Raw genomic sequence first — 15,352 nt, forward strand, 5'->3', positions numbered from 1 at the left:
GGGTACAGAGGTAAGATGTTCTATCTTTCAGACCTTTTGTTTCACGTTATTGGATTTGGCTGATTCAGCAGCCCCAGTCAGGATACTGACTGGGGCTTTTTTTATTGGTTGATATGCCGCGACGCGAGCAGCCCTGCCACTGCCTTTTTAACTATTTTCAACTGTGTTGATCCTGTATTCCAAAAAATTAGAGCAATTACTTTAATTTTACTGGGAAACCTGGTTATAATACGCACAGCTTCTTGTTCTTTATGTGTTTATAGGGTCTGATTCAGATCACGCACGCACAAAGATTCGCCGACCCTCGATGAGGGTCGGCTTTTTTTTTAGCTTTCGTCTTTTAGCGCCAGATCCGTGAGGGAAGACGTTGTGCGTCCCTTACACCGATAAAAGACGATTACTCGCTAGGCAGTGGTTGCTCATCGCTAAGCAATGGCGGCGTGGTGTGATACCAGGCATCCAGTTTTTGACGTAATTTATCCACGCCAATGCCCTTGAGTGACGAATACAATTCGACCTCGACATCGCCGCAAAATGCCAGTGACGCTTCTCGAATCTTCATCAATTGCTGTTTACGTGCACCGGTTTTAAGCTTGTCCGCTTTGGTCAGTAACACTAAAACGGGCAATTTTGACTCAACGGCCCAATAAATCAGCTGCTGATCCAAGTCTTTCATCGGGTGGCGAATGTCCATCAACACCACTAATCCGCCAAGTTGATCACGTTTTTGTAAATATTCTCCCAGCGATCGCTGCCATTTCTCTTTCATTTCTAGAGGGACTTGGGCATAACCATAGCCAGGGAGGTCGACAATATGGCAACCCTCGTCCACCTTAAATAGGTTAATCAATTGTGTCCGACCGGGGGTTTTACTGGTTTTCGCTAGGCTCTTTTGGTCACATAGACGGTTAAGGGAGCTAGATTTACCGGCGTTTGAGCGGCCAGCAAAAGCGATTTCGATTCCTGTATTATCAGGAAGATGGCGGATGTCTGGTGCGCTAGTAACAAACTGGGTGTTACGGTAATTAAGTGATTGCTCCACTGTTAACTCCGTCTCGTCTTGGTGTAGTAGACTGATTACTTTTGTGTGAATTTGTGTAAAATAACCGTGCTCGGTTTTTGATCGGTAATTGTACCATGACGGTAACTAAGTAGTGGTACTGGAAGCTTGATAATTATAAACGGAATGTCATGAAGAAATTAGCGCTAATATTGACTCTCCTGGCCAGCACTTCAGTCTGGGCCCAAGGAGATGCTGAAGCGGGCAAAGCCAAATCCAATACCTGTGCCGCCTGTCACGGTGCTGACGGTAACAGTGTTTTGCCTGATTACCCAAACTTGGCGGGTCAGCACGCCAACTACATTGAAAAGCAGTTGAAGGAATTTAAGCTTGGCGCGCAAAGCGGCGGTGAGCAAGGGCGATACAACGCGGTGATGGCTGGCATGGTGGCTCCTTTATCGGAGCAGGACATGGCTGACCTGGCTGCTTATTACGCAACGCTCACGCCCAAGCCTGGCACAACCCCCGAAGGCGCGGTTGAAATTGGCCGTCAACTCTATATGGCGGGCGATGCAGAGCGAGGCATTGCGGCGTGTGTCGCTTGTCACGGTCCACGCGGTAATGGCACTCCCTCTTCTGGTTTCCCGAAAATTTCTGGCCAGCCCGCAAACTACTTGGCGAGTCAGTTGAAGATGTTCCGTGCAGAGGAACGTCATAATGATATGAACAACATGATGCGATCGGTGGCTGCCAAGCTCACTGACGAGGAAATTGATGCGCTGTCGAGCTATCTCGGTGGTCTGCATTAATTACCGAGCGTGACAGCAAAAGCGGTTGTGAATAACGCAGCCGCTTTTTGTTTCCTTTCTCTTCCTATCACTTCTTTGCGATTTGCTTGCATGGTGTTCTCGCTGATAACGACAATTGCGTTATCGGGTGTAAGATATTTGCTATTTTACGGCGAGAAAATCGCGATATCGATTGAAAGATAAAATAAAAAACACTATATATTCAATCGCTTATCACGCACCTTTCTTTTTTGAACAGGATTTTTTTGTTTGGCATGCTAGGCAAATTAAGTGATTAGGATACGCTATCATCATCAACAGGACGTTGACGCCAAGAATAGGCCAACCGGCTAAGGAAAGCTTTTCACACCAGGAAGGTGTTGCCACAGGATGTGAACTCGCCAAGGTCGGCATGCAAGGATAGTCTCGCACAGGATGTGATGTGGATGTTATGACGACAAGGACGCAGGATGCGACCGTTAGGCAGGTAAGCCAACCCACTTTCTGCTACATTCGCGCCAGCTTTTGGCATAGACGAATAACATGCAGCACTGCCCTTTATGTGAGCATACCCAGACTCACCCTTACCATACCGATAAGCGCCGCGCCTATTTTCAATGTACGCGTTGTGATTTGGTGTTTGTTGATCGCCAGGCACTGCTGGCACCGCACGATGAGAAAGCCATTTATGACTTGCACCAAAATCATCCTGATGATGCGGGTTATCAGCGCTTCTTATCGCGGTTGGCCACCCCGTTACTTGCGCGGTTAGCTGAATCGCCACGTAACGGCCTAGATTTTGGTTGTGGTCCGGGGCCGGTGCTTGCAAACATGCTGCGTGACGCGGGACATTCCATCGCCTGCTATGATCCCTTCTATGCCCCTGATACACAGGTGTTGGCGCGTGGTTACGATTTCATCACCTGCACCGAAGCGATTGAGCACTTTTATCACCCCGCCGAGCAGTGGACACAATGGCTATCCATGCTAAAGCCGGGTGGGTATCTGGGGATCATGACTAAGCTGGTCCAGGATCCAGCGGCATTTTCACGCTGGCACTATAAGAATGACCTGACTCATGTCAGCTTTTTTAGCCGCCAAACGTTTCAATTTCTAGCTGCTCAAGCTGGCTTCGAACTGACCTTTTTGGGCAACGATGTAATATTAATGAGGAAACCATTGTTATGACGCGTAAAAAGAAAACGCGCCGCACAGGATCGGAAGGCCCGGCGCAATACGTAGATAAAAACCAGACCGAGCAAGATCGAATTGCTCGCATGCTGAAAAAGCAGAAAAAACGGAAAGGAAAAAAAGCAGGATCGCGTCATTCTGAAGAAAGTGATGTGCAAACGCATCGTCGCGGCGGCAAGAAAGACCCACGGATTGGCAGTAAAAAACCGATTCCATTGGGGCCTGAAGCTGCGAAACCGAAACAATCCACGTTGACCCCTGCGCAAGAGCTGGAAAAGCTCGAGCAAGACCCGCAACTGAATGTCTTACTCGATCGCATCGAAAACGGTGAAAAGCTAGGGGCAGGGCTGCAAAACTATGTCGATGAAAAACTCGATCGTATTGAAGTGCTGATGGATAAGCTAGGGTTGCTGAGCGACGAGGATACACCGGAGGATGATGAAAGCGATCTGCTTGCCAAATTTGAGCAACAGAACGATTAAAGAGGAGTAGCAGGTGCAGGACGGGATCTGGATACTAGCAGGACTAGGCGCGCTGATTATTTTAGCGTTATCGGTATACGCCGGGACTTTGCTGGCAAGACTCAAGCGGCAGACGGCGCTGCAAGCGGAGATGGAAGAGGCGGCGATAAAAAAGCGGAATGATAAAATCATTGAAAGCGTTGATGTGATTGCGTTCGCAGCCTTGAAAGATCAATGTGATTTGTCCGAGGCGGCGATTCGTCTTTATATGATTATGGATCACCTCCAAGGGGAAAAGCGGGTTGAATTTGATAGCCGCTACCCTGCGTTATTTGAACTTTACGAGGCGGTCAAAGACACCCCACGAGGTGATGCCAGGAAAACCCTTAAAAAGAACGAACGGATGCGGTTGGACTTTGATCGTGCCAAGCATGAAGCGCGACTCGAGCAGGCGATAAAAGCCGAGTTGGCCGAGATTTTGGCCTTTACGGGTGGCCGGCATATCCCTGATCATATTTTGACCCACTAAGTGTACCTGCTTGGAATGCGGCTGCTCGCAGCGGCATTCCTTTATTATTTTGGCACAATACCCTTATAATTATTAGGCGAAAATCGATCTCGCCGACACTTTCACCATATCAATGCGGGTAGTGCTAAACACCTGACTTAAGGCTGTGGCACACTACACTTTGTTCTCCTTTCCTAAGCGCCTTTGCGGAATGTAAGCCATGTCATCACCACAAATCATTTGGGATCAAGCCTTGATCAATAAGTATAATTATTCAGGGCCCCGCTATACCTCGTACCCCACCGCGCTTGAATTCCATGAGGCATTTACGCCTGCGGAATTTGATATGGCATGTAGCCAGTATCCTGAGCGGCCGTTGTCGTTGTATGTGCATATCCCATTTTGTCACAAGCTCTGCTATTACTGCGGCTGCAACAAAGTGGTGACCCGGCATCAACATAAGGCGGATGAGTATCTGGATGCCTTGGAACATGAAATTCGCCAGCGTGCATTCTTACTGGGCGCCCGTCGGGTTACTCAATTGCACTGGGGAGGCGGTACACCCACCTTTCTCACCAAAGCTCAGATCTCGCGTCTAATGGGGTTACTGCGCCAAGAGTTCCAGTTTGAAGACGATGCGGAAATCAGTATCGAGGTGGACCCACGTGAAATCCCGCTGGATATGCTCGATCATCTGCGCAGTGAAGGGTTTAATCGCATCAGTATTGGCGTGCAGGACTTTGATAAAAAAGTGCAGCAGCTGGTCAACCGAGAGCAAGATGAAGACTTTATTCACGCATTGGTTGCACGTGCGCGAGAGCTTGGCTTTCGCTCCACCAATCTTGATTTGATTTATGGTTTACCCAGCCAAACCCCCGAGGGATTTGCCAACACGCTAGAGCAAGTGCTCACCATGCGCCCTGGGCGGCTATCGGTGTTTAACTATGCCCATTTACCTAATTTATTCGCCGCCCAGCGGAAAATAGACGAGAATGCCTTACCGTCACCCGACGCCAAGCTCACCATGCTGCAAGAAACCATTAACACGCTAACGGCGGCGGGGTACCAATTTATTGGTATGGACCACTTTGCGTTGCCCGATGATGAGCTGGCGGTTGCGCAACGTGAGGGACGCTTGCATCGTAATTTTCAAGGCTACACCACCCAGGGTGACTGTGACTTATTAGGATTGGGTGTGTCGGCGATTTCGATGATTGGTGATTGTTACGCGCAAAATCAAAAAGAGATGAAGCGGTATTATCACCAAGTGGATGCGGAGCGACATGCCTTATTTAAAGGCGTCATGTTGGAGCGCGATGATCGTATTCGCCGCGATGTGATTAAAGCCTTGATGTGTAACTTTACCCTTGAGAAGGCGGTGATCGCCGCACGTTATCAGATTGATTTTGACCGTTACTTTGCTGACGATCTCAAGTTGCTACAGTGTTTTATTGACGACGATTTGGTCCGTGTCACCGACCAGACCATCAGCGTGACCAAAACCGGTCGGATGCTGATCCGTAATATCTGTATGAGCTTTGATATTTATTTACGGGATAGGGCGCGACAACAACAGTTCTCACGGGTGATTTAAACAAAAAAAACCGCCAAATGGCGGTTTTTTTTATAACACCCACAGCCCATTAGCGGGCCGCAGCTTTGGCTATTAGCGCCGCTTTCTCATGGTCAGACAAGAAGGCAATGGTTAGGCCATTTTCTTGTAGTGTGTTGATTTGCGTAGCGGTTAAGCCCGCGGCTGGGGCCGCGACTTCATATTCATAGGGCAGCTCGATGCCTTCCACGGCTGGATCGTCGGTATTTAACGATGCCAGAATACCGTGGTCGAGGAATTGGCGCACCGGATGCTGTGCGAGATCAGCAATGGTACTGGTCTGAATATTCGAGGTTAGGCAGGATTCAATCCCGATACGGTGCTTGGCTAAATAGTCCATCAAAGCGGGGTCTTCAATCGCTTTCACGCCATGGCCAATACGGGTCGCGCCTAGCTCGTTAACCGCCTGCCACATACTCTCAGCGCCCGCAGCCTCACCAGCGTGAACCGTCACTTGCAAATCACTGGCTCGAACTTTGGCAAAATGTTCGGTGAATTGGTCTCCGGGCTGCCCCAGTTCGTCACCGGCTAAATCGATGGCAACCAGTTGCGATTTCTGTGTCAGTAGTGCATCCAACTCGGCCATACAGGCTTGGGTGCCGAAAGTACGGCTCATGATACCAATCAGGTTGGTTTTCACGCCAAAGTCACGGCTACCGGCCTGCACGCCATCGACGACGGCTTCCACCACGCCTTCGAGGGGCAGTTGATGTTTCATCGCCATGTAGTAGGGCGAAAATCGTAGTTCGGCATAGTCGATGTGTGCATTTAGGGCATCCTCGACGTTTTCATACGCCACGCGCCGTACCGCGTCGAGATCCCCGAGTACTGCCACACCCCAATCAAGTTTTGAGAGAAATGCAACCAAATCAGGCGCGGTATCAACCACCTGTACATGGGGGCGCAGGCTTTCAATGTCATGTGCCGGCAGCGGCATCGAAAACTGCTGACCGAGCTCTAAAATCGTATTGATGCGGATGTTGCCATCGAGGTGACGGTGTAGGTCCGTTAAAGGAAAATCGTGTCTCATCATCGTTGGTTCCCAGCCGGTGAGTTGGCGCTCAGTATAGCGACTATGGCGCCATGCGTCAGCTGTCGAAGCGCGTAGGACGTGAGCCTTATCGCGTTGGCAATTTATCCGTTACCCGTTCTGTTGGTTGTTCGGCCAAGGGTAGGGGCCTGGCGAACAAGAACCCTTGCGCATAATGGCAACCAATTTCACGTAACCTAGCCGCCTCTTCTTTGGTTTCAATGCCTTCAGCGACCAAGTGGACATCCATGCCACGGGTCATGGCAACCACGGCTTCAATGATCCTTTGGTTGGTGCTGTTTTCGGTCATCGAATGGACGAAGCTACGGTCGATTTTTAGGCTGTCGAAAGCCATCTGATGTAAATAGGCCAATGAAGAATAGCCCGTACCAAAGTCGTCAATCGCAATTTTAATCCCAAGGGCGCGGATTTTAGTGAGCCCAGAGGTCGCGAGATGCTCATGGCTCATCAACTGTGACTCAGTGATCTCTAAGGTTAAATTCTCGGGCGGAAGTTGTGTGCGTGTGAGCACTTGCTCCAACTTGTCGATAAAGTCAGCCGATAATAACTGTCGTGCTGATAAGTTGACATGTAATTGGAAATGGGCAGGCCATCGTCCGGCTTCAATTTGTGCGACCGTATCAAAAGCGGCTTGTTCAAGCACTTGCATGCCGATTTGGTTGATTAAACCGCTTTGTTCGGCGACCGGAATGAACTCTGCTGGGGACACCATGCCACGGCTGGGGCTTTCCCAGCGCACTAAGGCTTCTGCGCCACAGAAATAGCCATCGCTTAAGCGCACGAAAGGTTGATAGAACACGACGAATTCATGATGCTGAACGGCATGATGAAGCTCAAGCAGGAGCCGAGACTGTTCTTGCACCCGAGCTTGCATACTGGCTTCAAAATAGACATACATCGCCGCATCACTGCGCTTGGCTTCACTGAGAGCCAACCCTGCGTGTTGGAGGCTTTCATGAATGGCATCCCCGTAGGTATAACCGAACACCACCCCGGCACAAGCATCCACCAGGACATCGTCGTTACCGATAGTGACTGGGCGGTTAAACAGACTCAGTAGTTGACTCACTAGCGCTTCTGACTGGGTTCGGTTAGTGGTGTGAGGCGCCAGGACTGCAAATTCATCACCGCGAACGCGTGCGATTAGCATACTGGATCCATAGGCTAAATCGGTTAATCGTTGTGCGATGGCACATAGCAGCACATCACCGCCGTCTTGACCTAGGCTATCGTTAATATCTCGAAAGCCATTGACCCCTAAAATCGCCAAGGTATTCGGTGACCGATAACGCAGCCCGGCGGCTTGTTCGATCAAGCCTTCGCGCGTATACAACTGGGTTAAGTTATCTTGGCGGACTTGCTGACGTAAGCGGTTGAATGACTCTTGCATTTTGCCGGACATGTTATTAAACGCGTCTTTTAATATCGCAATCTCCCGCAGGTTGGCAGGGGTGTTAATTCGATAGGTGAGATTGCCTGAGGCGAGCTTTGCCGCCGCCTCTGCGGTGTCACGCAAGGGCCGAGTGAGTTGGCGAATAATTAAATAAACAATCACCAAGCCAATTACCGATATTGCGATCACTAAATAAATACTGATTTCTTGTTGGCTTAACAAGCTTTCGAGAAGCAGCTGATCAGGCAGGGCGGCCACCACATACCATTGATGCTGAAAAGGCGGCGGTAAGGCGATTTTTTGGACGGTGCCATAGAAGTGACCCTGTTTTTCATGGATGTCGAAATGAAACGATTTGCCGAGCTTTTCAGGTTCAGGAGGCCAATCAGCCGATATCTCATTGATGGTGGCGTTGAGTACTGAGTTATTGGTGATATTAGGGAAGTGTAAAATGTTGCTAGGACTGCTGTTGCCGCTATGGGCGATCATCCTGCCTTCGTCATCGACAATAAAAAGCGCGCCGCCGAGTTTTTGCTGGCGCTCACTGAGAAAGCGATTAAAGGCGTTCAGCTTGATATCGCTGGCGACCACCCCCCAGACCTCGCCACTAACCTGCACGGGCGCAATGGCAGAGAGTGATACTTCGCCGATTTCATCAGCATCGAGGTATATATCGGTCCAGCGTGGTTGTTCGCGGTTAAAGGCTGGAATATACCAGGGGCGAACACGAGGATCATAGTGGCTGTCTTGGTAAACAATATTGGCGTTTAACGTTCGACCGTCGAAGATGCGTAATGCGCCTTGTGTGGCATCACTTCGCTCCATCAAAATCGACTGGCCTGCTTGATTTTTGCGATAGCCAAAATAATCGCCGTTCGCATCAACGCCAATGCTGAGCACTTGCATGTATGGCATGGCTTGATAAAGCGACGTGTGACTACTGAGTAAATAGTCTCGCAAGCCTTTATTGTTGATGGGGGCGGCTTGGAGGCGAGCGGCGAGACGCTCAGCGACAAATACGTTGGCGTTAAACGGGTGCTGAAGATACTGGCGTAAGTCTAATTCAATCCCTTGAGAGTAATCGTCCAGCAGTAACTTACCGACAAACTGAGAGCTGGTGCGGTAGTGGTTGTTAATGGTCAAAATGATCACAATCAAGGTGAACGTGAGCACGAGAAACACGGGGAGCATTACAGCGGCTCGAATCGACAATGGGCGCATGTTTCTCATCAGAACAACAACATCACTTTTCTCATCAACTAAACACCATTGAAGTTAACACGATCAACGGTTTTTACTTCAATCTCTTTACTTAAATTTAGCAGAGGTTCAAATTGTGTTAGTTTTAATATTGCGTTAGTGCTCAATATTAAGCTCTTTCAGCTTGCGTGTCAGTGTATTACGTCCCCATCCTAAAATTTTCGCGGCTTCTTGCTTATGCCCATGAGTATGTTGCAACGCTGATTGTAGGAGTATTCGCTCCACGTTAGGCAATGCTTGTTGCAAAATGCCATGCTGCCCCTGAGTGATTGCGTCCTGAGCCCATTGAGTGAGTGCATCCTGCCAGTCTTGCGCTTCACTGTCGGTCACAGACAATGGCTGATTGACCAATTCGCGCGGTAAATCACCGGGGAGTACTTCTTTACTGCTGGCCATCACCGTGAGCCAGCGGCAGGTGTTTTCCAGCTGACGCACATTGCCAGGCCACGGAAGCTGACTCATCATGGCTTCGGTGTCCGGGTGAAGTTGTTTGGCCTCGACATCTAACTCTTTAGCCGCGCGGGCCAAAAAGTGTTGGCACAGTTGCGGGATGTCCTGGCGCCTGTCCTTGAGTGATGGAAGGTGGACGCGAATCACATTTAAGCGATGGAATAAGTCCTCTCGGAATGTACCATTGGTGACAAGGCGCTCTAAATCTTGGTGGGTCGCGGCAATAATACGGACATCCACATCGACGGCTGCGTGGCCACCCACGCGATAGAATTGACCATCGGCGAGCACGCGTAGCAAACGCGTTTGCACATCCAACGGCATGTCACCAATTTCATCTAAAAATAAGGTGCCGCCATTGGCTTGCTCAAACCGTCCTTGGCGAACGGCATTGGCTCCGGTAAATGCGCCTTTCTCATGCCCAAACAGCTCTGACTCGATCAAATCTTTTGGGATTGCTGCCATGTTCAGGGCAATAAAGGCTTGCTCTGAACGCGGACTATGGCGATGAAGCGCTTGGGCGACTAACTCCTTGCCGGTGCCGGACTCACCGTTGATTAACACCGAAATGGATGAGCGCGATAACCGACCGATGGCGCGAAACACTTCTTGCATCGCCGGGGCTTCGCCAATGATTTCTGGCGTTTGTGCTTGTGGTTGCGTCGCCGTTTGCTGCTTTTGCTGTTCTTTAACGTGGGCTAACGCGCGCTCAACCAAGGCTAAGGCTTCGTCAATATCGAAAGGTTTTGGCAGGTACTCAAACGCGCCTTCTTTATAGGCATTAACCGCGGCATCTAAATCAGAGTGGGCGGTCATGATAATGACGGGTAAGTCTGGATGTTGTGCTTGCACCACATTGAGCAGAGCAAGCCCATCGCTGCCTGGCATGCGAATGTCTGACACTAAAACGTCGGGGGTGCGCTCGTGCAACGCACTCATTACACTTTCAGCATCGCAAAATGTATCGCACGTAAGGCCCGCAGCACTCAGTGTTCGCTCCATCACCCAACGAATCGAGCTGTCATCATCCACGACCCAAATGGTCCCTTTACTCATGCGGTCTATCCTTTTCAATAATGGGTAATTGGATAGYGAAGCAGGTATGGCCCGGCCAGCTATTCACTTCAATTTTGCCCTGGTGTTGATCGATTAAGTGGTGGGTAATGGCCAGTCCGAGTCCGTTACCATCCGCTTTGCTGGTGACCATCGGATAGAACAAGGTATCTTGTAAGTGAGGGGCGATACCTGGGCCATTGTCGATGATTTCTATCTGGGCCACGACACGATGGCGTTGACCATGAATCACGGTTTGAAAACCGGTGCGGGTGCGCAGTGTGAGGCGTGCATCCTCTTGGCCACTCACCGCGTCGGCGGCATTGGTGACGACGTTGAGGATCGCCTGCTCAAGCTGCTCTGGATCCATATCAAAATCAGGCAAACTGGGATCATAGTCGCGCACAATATGCACCCCGTCATGATGATCAAGGCTGACCAGTTGACGGACTCTCTCCAAGACCACGTGAATATTTTGCCGTTGGCGTAATCCCGGGCGCTGCGGTCCAAGCAAGCGGTCGACTAAATTTCTTAAGCGGTCCGCTTGCTCGATAATGATTTGGGTATACTCCGCGAGGCTGGCATCGGGTAGCATTTTTTCCAGTAGCTGTGCCGCCCCGCGCAATCCGCCTAGCGGGTTTTTTATTTCATGAGCCAAGCCACGCACCAGTTCTTTTGCTGCTTGTTGTTGCGCTTTTTGGGTCAGCTCCTTGCTGATCCTTTGTTGCTGGCTCACGACGTTGACTTCAAGTAACAGACGGCCTTCATCCTCGGCGTCAAATAAGGGGCTTGCACTGAGTTGTACTTTTTGTGGTTGTCCATCAACCACCCAAGTGACATCACTATCCGTTAAACTTTGCCCTGCCTGAGTGGCGCTGGCTATGTGCGCCCAGTCAACACTGGCATGCTGAATTTGCTGTGTGAGGGGTTGCTGGCGCAAGCGCCTAGCACTTTGATGCATTAGCTGTTCTGCTGCTGCATTAACGTATTCAATACGCCATTGGCTGTCTACCACAATGATGGCGGTAAGCAGATGATCAAACAGTTGAGCTGGCGTCATCCGTGTCGCGTCCTTGTTTGCACTAGTTTGGTGCATTGAGTGTAATCGAGATCCTTGCATGATGCAGCCGGTACCACTGAGTTTGTGATGGTTTAGGTGCCGTGGTCGGTTAATCTTGGCGTCGATGGCGTTGATTAACGTGCGCGCGGTGTAAATACACGTGATGTATTGATGAGGATGCAATTACCTTGCCGCTTTCGAGGTATTGGACTTGAATCTGATGGGTGCCACGATCAATGGGCGCCAGCCGCCAATCCAGCTGTCGCTGTGATGCGTTCAAGCTACTGGTTGGGGGAGACGCAACGGGCTGGCCGTCTAAGACGAGCCGTGTTTGCTCGGCGGGGATGGAGAGCGGTGACACCGTGGCTGTCACGGATAGCTCGCCGGGATTACTGCGTAATGTTGCGCCATCATTGGGCGATACAAGGGTGAGTGTCACCGATTTGGGTGGTGTCAGGGCTGGCGCAGGCTGCTCAGTCGAAGACGAAGAGGCATCGTAGAGAGAGGGCGAAGACGTTAGGGATGCATACGGCCTAACGTGGTGCGGGCGCGCCGGAGGTTGGTCGCTAAAATGCACCTGGCCGTTGTCATCGGTCCACTGATAGAGCATGCCGGCATGGCTGCTAAAAGCCAATGTCAGTAACATAGCGCCTAGTAACATAGCGCCTAGTAAAAGAGCGCCTCGCGAAAGAGCTCCTAGCCAACGAGCACCTAACTCACGCATCACAGCCCCCTAGGTTTGCGTGATCCCCTGCGGAGCATTGTAAGTGGGTACATACAGTCGCCAAGCATAAAAAAGCCCACCTGCGAGGTGGGCTACATTTTAAATGTTCAGCGTGACGAGTCGTTACACCGAGTAGTAAAGCTCAAACTCAACTGGGTGCGTTGTCATTTGAATACGCTCAACATCTTCGCTTTTCAGTTTGATGTATGAGTCGATAAAGTCGTCTGAGAACACGCCACCTGCGGTCAAGAATTCGCGGTCAGCATCCAGCGCCTGTAGAGCCTCTTTAAGGGACTCCGCTACCGTCGGAATTTCTGCCGCTTCTTCAGCCGGGAGATCATACAAGTCTTTGTCCATGGCATCGCCTGGATGAATCTTGTTTTTGATACCGTCAAGGCCGGCCATCAGCATCGAAGCAAAGCACAAATAAGGGTTCGCGGTTGGATCGGCAAAACGGAGCTCAATACGGCGCGCTTTCGGGCTAGGCACCACTGGGATACGAATTGACGCAGAGCGGTTACGCGCAGAGTAAGCCAGCATGACCGGCGCTTCAAACCCAGGAACCAGGCGCTTATACGAGTTGGTTGACGCGTTGGCAAAGGCGTTAATGGCCCGCGCGTGCTTAATCACACCACCAATGTAATAAAGTGCTGTTTCAGACAGGCCACCGTATTTATCACCTGCAAAGAGGTTTTGACCATCTTTGGCCAGTGATTGGTGAACGTGCATACCTGAGCCATTATCGCCCACCAGTGGTTTCGGCATAAAGGTCGCCGTTTTACCAAAGGCGTGTGCGACGTTGTGCACCACATATTTATAGATCTGAATTTCGTCCGCTTTAGTGGTCAAGGTGTTAAAGCGGGTCGCGATTTCGTTTTGGCCAGCCGTTGCCACTTCATGGTGGTGCGCTTCAACCACTAAGCCCATCTCTTCCATGACCAATGACATGGCCGAGCGGATATCTTGTGACGAATCGACAGGTGCAACAGGGAAATAGCCACCTTTAACGCCTGGACGGTGGCCTTTGTTACCGCCTTCCAGTGCGGTGCCTGAGTTCCAGCTCGCTTCGACGTCATCGATTTTGTAAAAAGAGCCGGCCATATCGGTGGCGAATTTCACGTCATCAAAGAGGAAAAACTCGGGTTCAGGCCCAATTAGAACGGTATCTGCGATCCCCGTTGAGCGCATGAAATCTTCAGCGCGTTTAGCAATGGAACGTGGGTCACGATCATACCCTTGCATGGTAGACGGCTCTAGAATATCACAGCGAATATTCAAGGTGCTTTCTTCGGTAAAGGGGTCAAGCACGGCCGAACTTGCATCTGGCATCATGACCATGTCTGATTCGTTGATCCCTTTCCAGCCCGCCACGGATGAACCGTCAAACATTTTGCCTTCTTCAAAGAAGTCATCGTCCACTTGATGAGAGGGGATGGAAACATGCTGCTCTTTACCTTTGGTATCGGTAAAGCGCAGGTCGATGAATTTCACCTCGTTTTCTTGGATAAGTGCGAGCACATTTTCTACTGACATGTGAAATAACCTCCGGTGTCAAATTAGGTAAATAGCGAGTTGGCTCCTTGCTGCATGACAAAGCGAAAACTGTGCCAACAATTTAAAACCACGCCATAGCAGGCTCGGCGGGTAAAAATGCCGCTCAGTGCTCGTCAAACGAGAGCGGGTTGCACCATTATTGTGCGCACATGCTCAATCATAGTGCGAGGGGCGAAGGTGGTGCAGATGTTTGTGCACGACATGGGTGCAACCCCATCCCCCTCTTCTTTTTAGCAGACAATCGGTATTGAGAGTGTGGGCCGTCTTTAAAAATTCATGTTTGCTCGAAGACCGGTGAATCCTTGTATTTGCTTAACAAATGACCAACTAGACAGCAGTCAAGCCACTTTGATGGTGAGCTGATTCACAGAATAAGGTGGGTTTTGCGACAAAATCTGGTACATTACGGCCGTTTTTTTAATCAGATGGTGGCCCCGTCGTGCTAGTATACGCTGTCTCAGCGTGTCAGGTTCGACACGCGCCGCGTCTAACGAGTGAAAAAGAGAGTCCATGACCAAAATACAAACAGATAAATTAAGAAATATCGCCATTATTGCCCACGTTGACCACGGTAAAACCACGCTAGTGGATAAGCTGCTTCAGCAATCCGGTACGCTAGCTTCCCGCGGTGAGGTGGAAGAGCGTGTCATGGACTCAAATGATATTGAGAAAGAGCGTGGCATCACCATTTTGGCGAAAAACACCGCCATTAACTGGAATGATTATCGAATTAACATCGTTGATACCCCAGGGCACGCCGATTTCGGTGGTGAAGTCGAGCGTATCATGTCGATGGTTGATTCGGTCTTATTGGTGGTTGATGCCGTTGATGGTCCGATGCCACAAACCCGCTTTGTGACCYAAAAAGCCTTTGCTCACGGTCTGAAGCCGATTTTGGTTATCAACAAAATTGACCGTCCGGGTGCACGCCCTGACTGGGTGATGGATCAAGTTTTCGATCTGTTTGACACCTTGGGTGCTACGGACGAACAGCTAGACTTCCAAGTGGTTTACGCATCAGCGCTAAACGGTTGGGCGAGCCTAGATGAAGCGACCGAAGGCGACGATATGGAGCCGTTGTTCAACGCGATCGTGGATAACGTTGATGCGCCTGACGTCGACATTACTACACCATTGCAAATGCAAGTGTCTCAGCTTGATTATAACGCCTATGTCGGTGTTATCGGCGTTGGCCGTATTACACGTGGCTCGGTGAAACCGAACCAGCAAGTGACCATCATCAGTGC

At 50.3% G+C, this 15,352-nt stretch carries 13 protein-coding genes; 6 read left to right on the forward strand and 7 right to left on the reverse strand.

From position 1 onward, the window contains the following. Nucleotides 1–397 precede the first annotated feature (397 nt). Nucleotides 398–1,042 carry a ribosome biogenesis GTP-binding protein YihA/YsxC gene (gene yihA / locus BZG79_RS04305; protein WP_077647241.1) on the reverse strand — a complete coding sequence of 215 codons (645 nt, stop codon included), beginning with the start codon at nt 1,040–1,042 and terminating at the stop codon, nt 398–400. A gap of 149 nt (nt 1,043–1,191) precedes the next feature. Here yihA and BZG79_RS04310 point away from each other — a divergent pair, with 149 nt between their 5' ends. The 5 genes from BZG79_RS04310 to hemN all read left to right on the forward strand — a co-directional run bounded on the left by BZG79_RS04310 (nt 1,192) and on the right by hemN (nt 5,542). Further along, a complete protein-coding gene (locus tag BZG79_RS04310; protein WP_077461683.1) occupies nt 1,192–1,809 on the forward strand; it encodes a c-type cytochrome in 618 nt (205 codons plus the stop codon). A gap of 522 nt (nt 1,810–2,331) precedes the next feature. Further along, entirely contained in the window at nt 2,332–2,976 is a 645-nt protein-coding gene (locus tag BZG79_RS04315; protein WP_021022589.1) for a class I SAM-dependent methyltransferase, read from the forward strand. After that, nucleotides 2,973–3,461: a Der GTPase-activating protein YihI gene (yihI, locus tag BZG79_RS04320; RefSeq protein WP_077461682.1), complete on the forward strand. Its 489-nt coding sequence runs from the start codon at nt 2,973–2,975 to the stop codon at nt 3,459–3,461. The genes BZG79_RS04315 and yihI overlap by 4 nt, the downstream gene beginning before the upstream one ends. A gap of 13 nt (nt 3,462–3,474) precedes the next feature. Next, nucleotides 3,475–3,969, forward strand: coding sequence for a DUF2489 domain-containing protein (locus tag BZG79_RS04325; protein ID WP_077461681.1), 495 nt, complete (start codon nt 3,475–3,477; stop codon nt 3,967–3,969). A gap of 199 nt (nt 3,970–4,168) precedes the next feature. Beyond that, nucleotides 4,169–5,542 carry an oxygen-independent coproporphyrinogen III oxidase gene (gene hemN / locus BZG79_RS04330; protein ID WP_077577230.1) on the forward strand — a complete coding sequence of 458 codons (1,374 nt, stop codon included), beginning with the start codon at nt 4,169–4,171 and terminating at the stop codon, nt 5,540–5,542. 49 nt (nt 5,543–5,591) lie between these two features. Here the strand turns inward: hemN and add are convergent, their stop codons facing one another. From add to glnA, 6 genes are all read right to left on the reverse strand, one after another. Then, nucleotides 5,592–6,593, reverse strand: coding sequence for an adenosine deaminase (gene add / locus BZG79_RS04335; RefSeq protein ID WP_077773805.1), 1,002 nt, complete (start codon nt 6,591–6,593; stop codon nt 5,592–5,594). Nucleotides 6,594–6,678: 85 nt separating this feature from the next. After that, nucleotides 6,679–9,225 carry an EAL domain-containing protein gene (locus tag BZG79_RS04340; RefSeq protein ID WP_199877539.1) on the reverse strand — a complete coding sequence of 849 codons (2,547 nt, stop codon included), beginning with the start codon at nt 9,223–9,225 and terminating at the stop codon, nt 6,679–6,681. Nucleotides 9,226–9,360: 135 nt separating this feature from the next. After that, nucleotides 9,361–10,770 (reverse strand): nitrogen regulation protein NR(I), encoded by a 1,410-nt coding sequence (gene glnG, locus BZG79_RS04345; RefSeq protein ID WP_077669731.1) that lies wholly within the window; start codon nt 10,768–10,770, stop codon nt 9,361–9,363. Then, entirely contained in the window at nt 10,763–11,827 is a 1,065-nt protein-coding gene (gene glnL, locus BZG79_RS04350) for a nitrogen regulation protein NR(II) (protein ID WP_077773807.1), read from the reverse strand. The genes glnG and glnL overlap by 8 nt, the downstream gene beginning before the upstream one ends. Nucleotides 11,828–11,936: 109 nt before the next feature. Next, complete coding sequence (locus BZG79_RS04355; protein WP_199877541.1) at nt 11,937–12,488, reverse strand: DUF4124 domain-containing protein; 552 nt, start codon at nt 12,486–12,488, stop codon at nt 11,937–11,939. 186 nt (nt 12,489–12,674) lie between these two features. Then, entirely contained in the window at nt 12,675–14,084 is a 1,410-nt protein-coding gene (gene glnA / locus BZG79_RS04360; protein WP_077461674.1) for a glutamate--ammonia ligase, read from the reverse strand. Nucleotides 14,085–14,615: 531 nt separating this feature from the next. Between glnA and BZG79_RS04365 the strand changes: the two genes are divergently transcribed. Then, nucleotides 14,616–15,352 (forward strand): GTP-binding protein (locus tag BZG79_RS04365; RefSeq protein ID WP_199877542.1); only part of this gene is annotated, 737 nt, incomplete at its 3' end.

This window comes from Salinivibrio sp. MA427 (assembly GCF_001996115.1).
Taxonomy (GTDB): domain Bacteria; phylum Pseudomonadota; class Gammaproteobacteria; order Enterobacterales; family Vibrionaceae; genus Salinivibrio; species Salinivibrio costicola.

Excerpts from the sequence above, each read along its gene's own strand:
- BZG79_RS04310 (WP_077461683.1), top strand. The coding sequence starts at position 1,192 with ATGAAGAAATTAGCGCTAATATTGACTCTCCTGGCCAGCACTTCAGTC.
- BZG79_RS04315 (WP_021022589.1), top strand. The coding sequence starts at position 2,332 with ATGCAGCACTGCCCTTTATGTGAGCATACCCAGACTCACCCTTACCAT.
- yihI (WP_077461682.1), top strand. The coding sequence starts at position 2,973 with ATGACGCGTAAAAAGAAAACGCGCCGCACAGGATCGGAAGGCCCGGCG.
- hemN (WP_077577230.1), top strand. The coding sequence starts at position 4,169 with ATGTCATCACCACAAATCATTTGGGATCAAGCCTTGATCAATAAGTAT.
- add (WP_077773805.1), bottom strand. The coding sequence starts at position 6,593 with ATGATGAGACACGATTTTCCTTTAACGGACCTACACCGTCACCTCGAT.
- BZG79_RS04340 (WP_199877539.1), bottom strand. The coding sequence starts at position 9,225 with ATGCGCCCATTGTCGATTCGAGCCGCTGTAATGCTCCCCGTGTTTCTC.
- glnG (WP_077669731.1), bottom strand. The coding sequence starts at position 10,770 with ATGAGTAAAGGGACCATTTGGGTCGTGGATGATGACAGCTCGATTCGT.
- BZG79_RS04355 (WP_199877541.1), bottom strand. The coding sequence starts at position 12,488 with ATGTTACTAGGCGCTATGTTACTGACATTGGCTTTTAGCAGCCATGCC.
- glnA (WP_077461674.1), bottom strand. The coding sequence starts at position 14,084 with ATGTCAGTAGAAAATGTGCTCGCACTTATCCAAGAAAACGAGGTGAAA.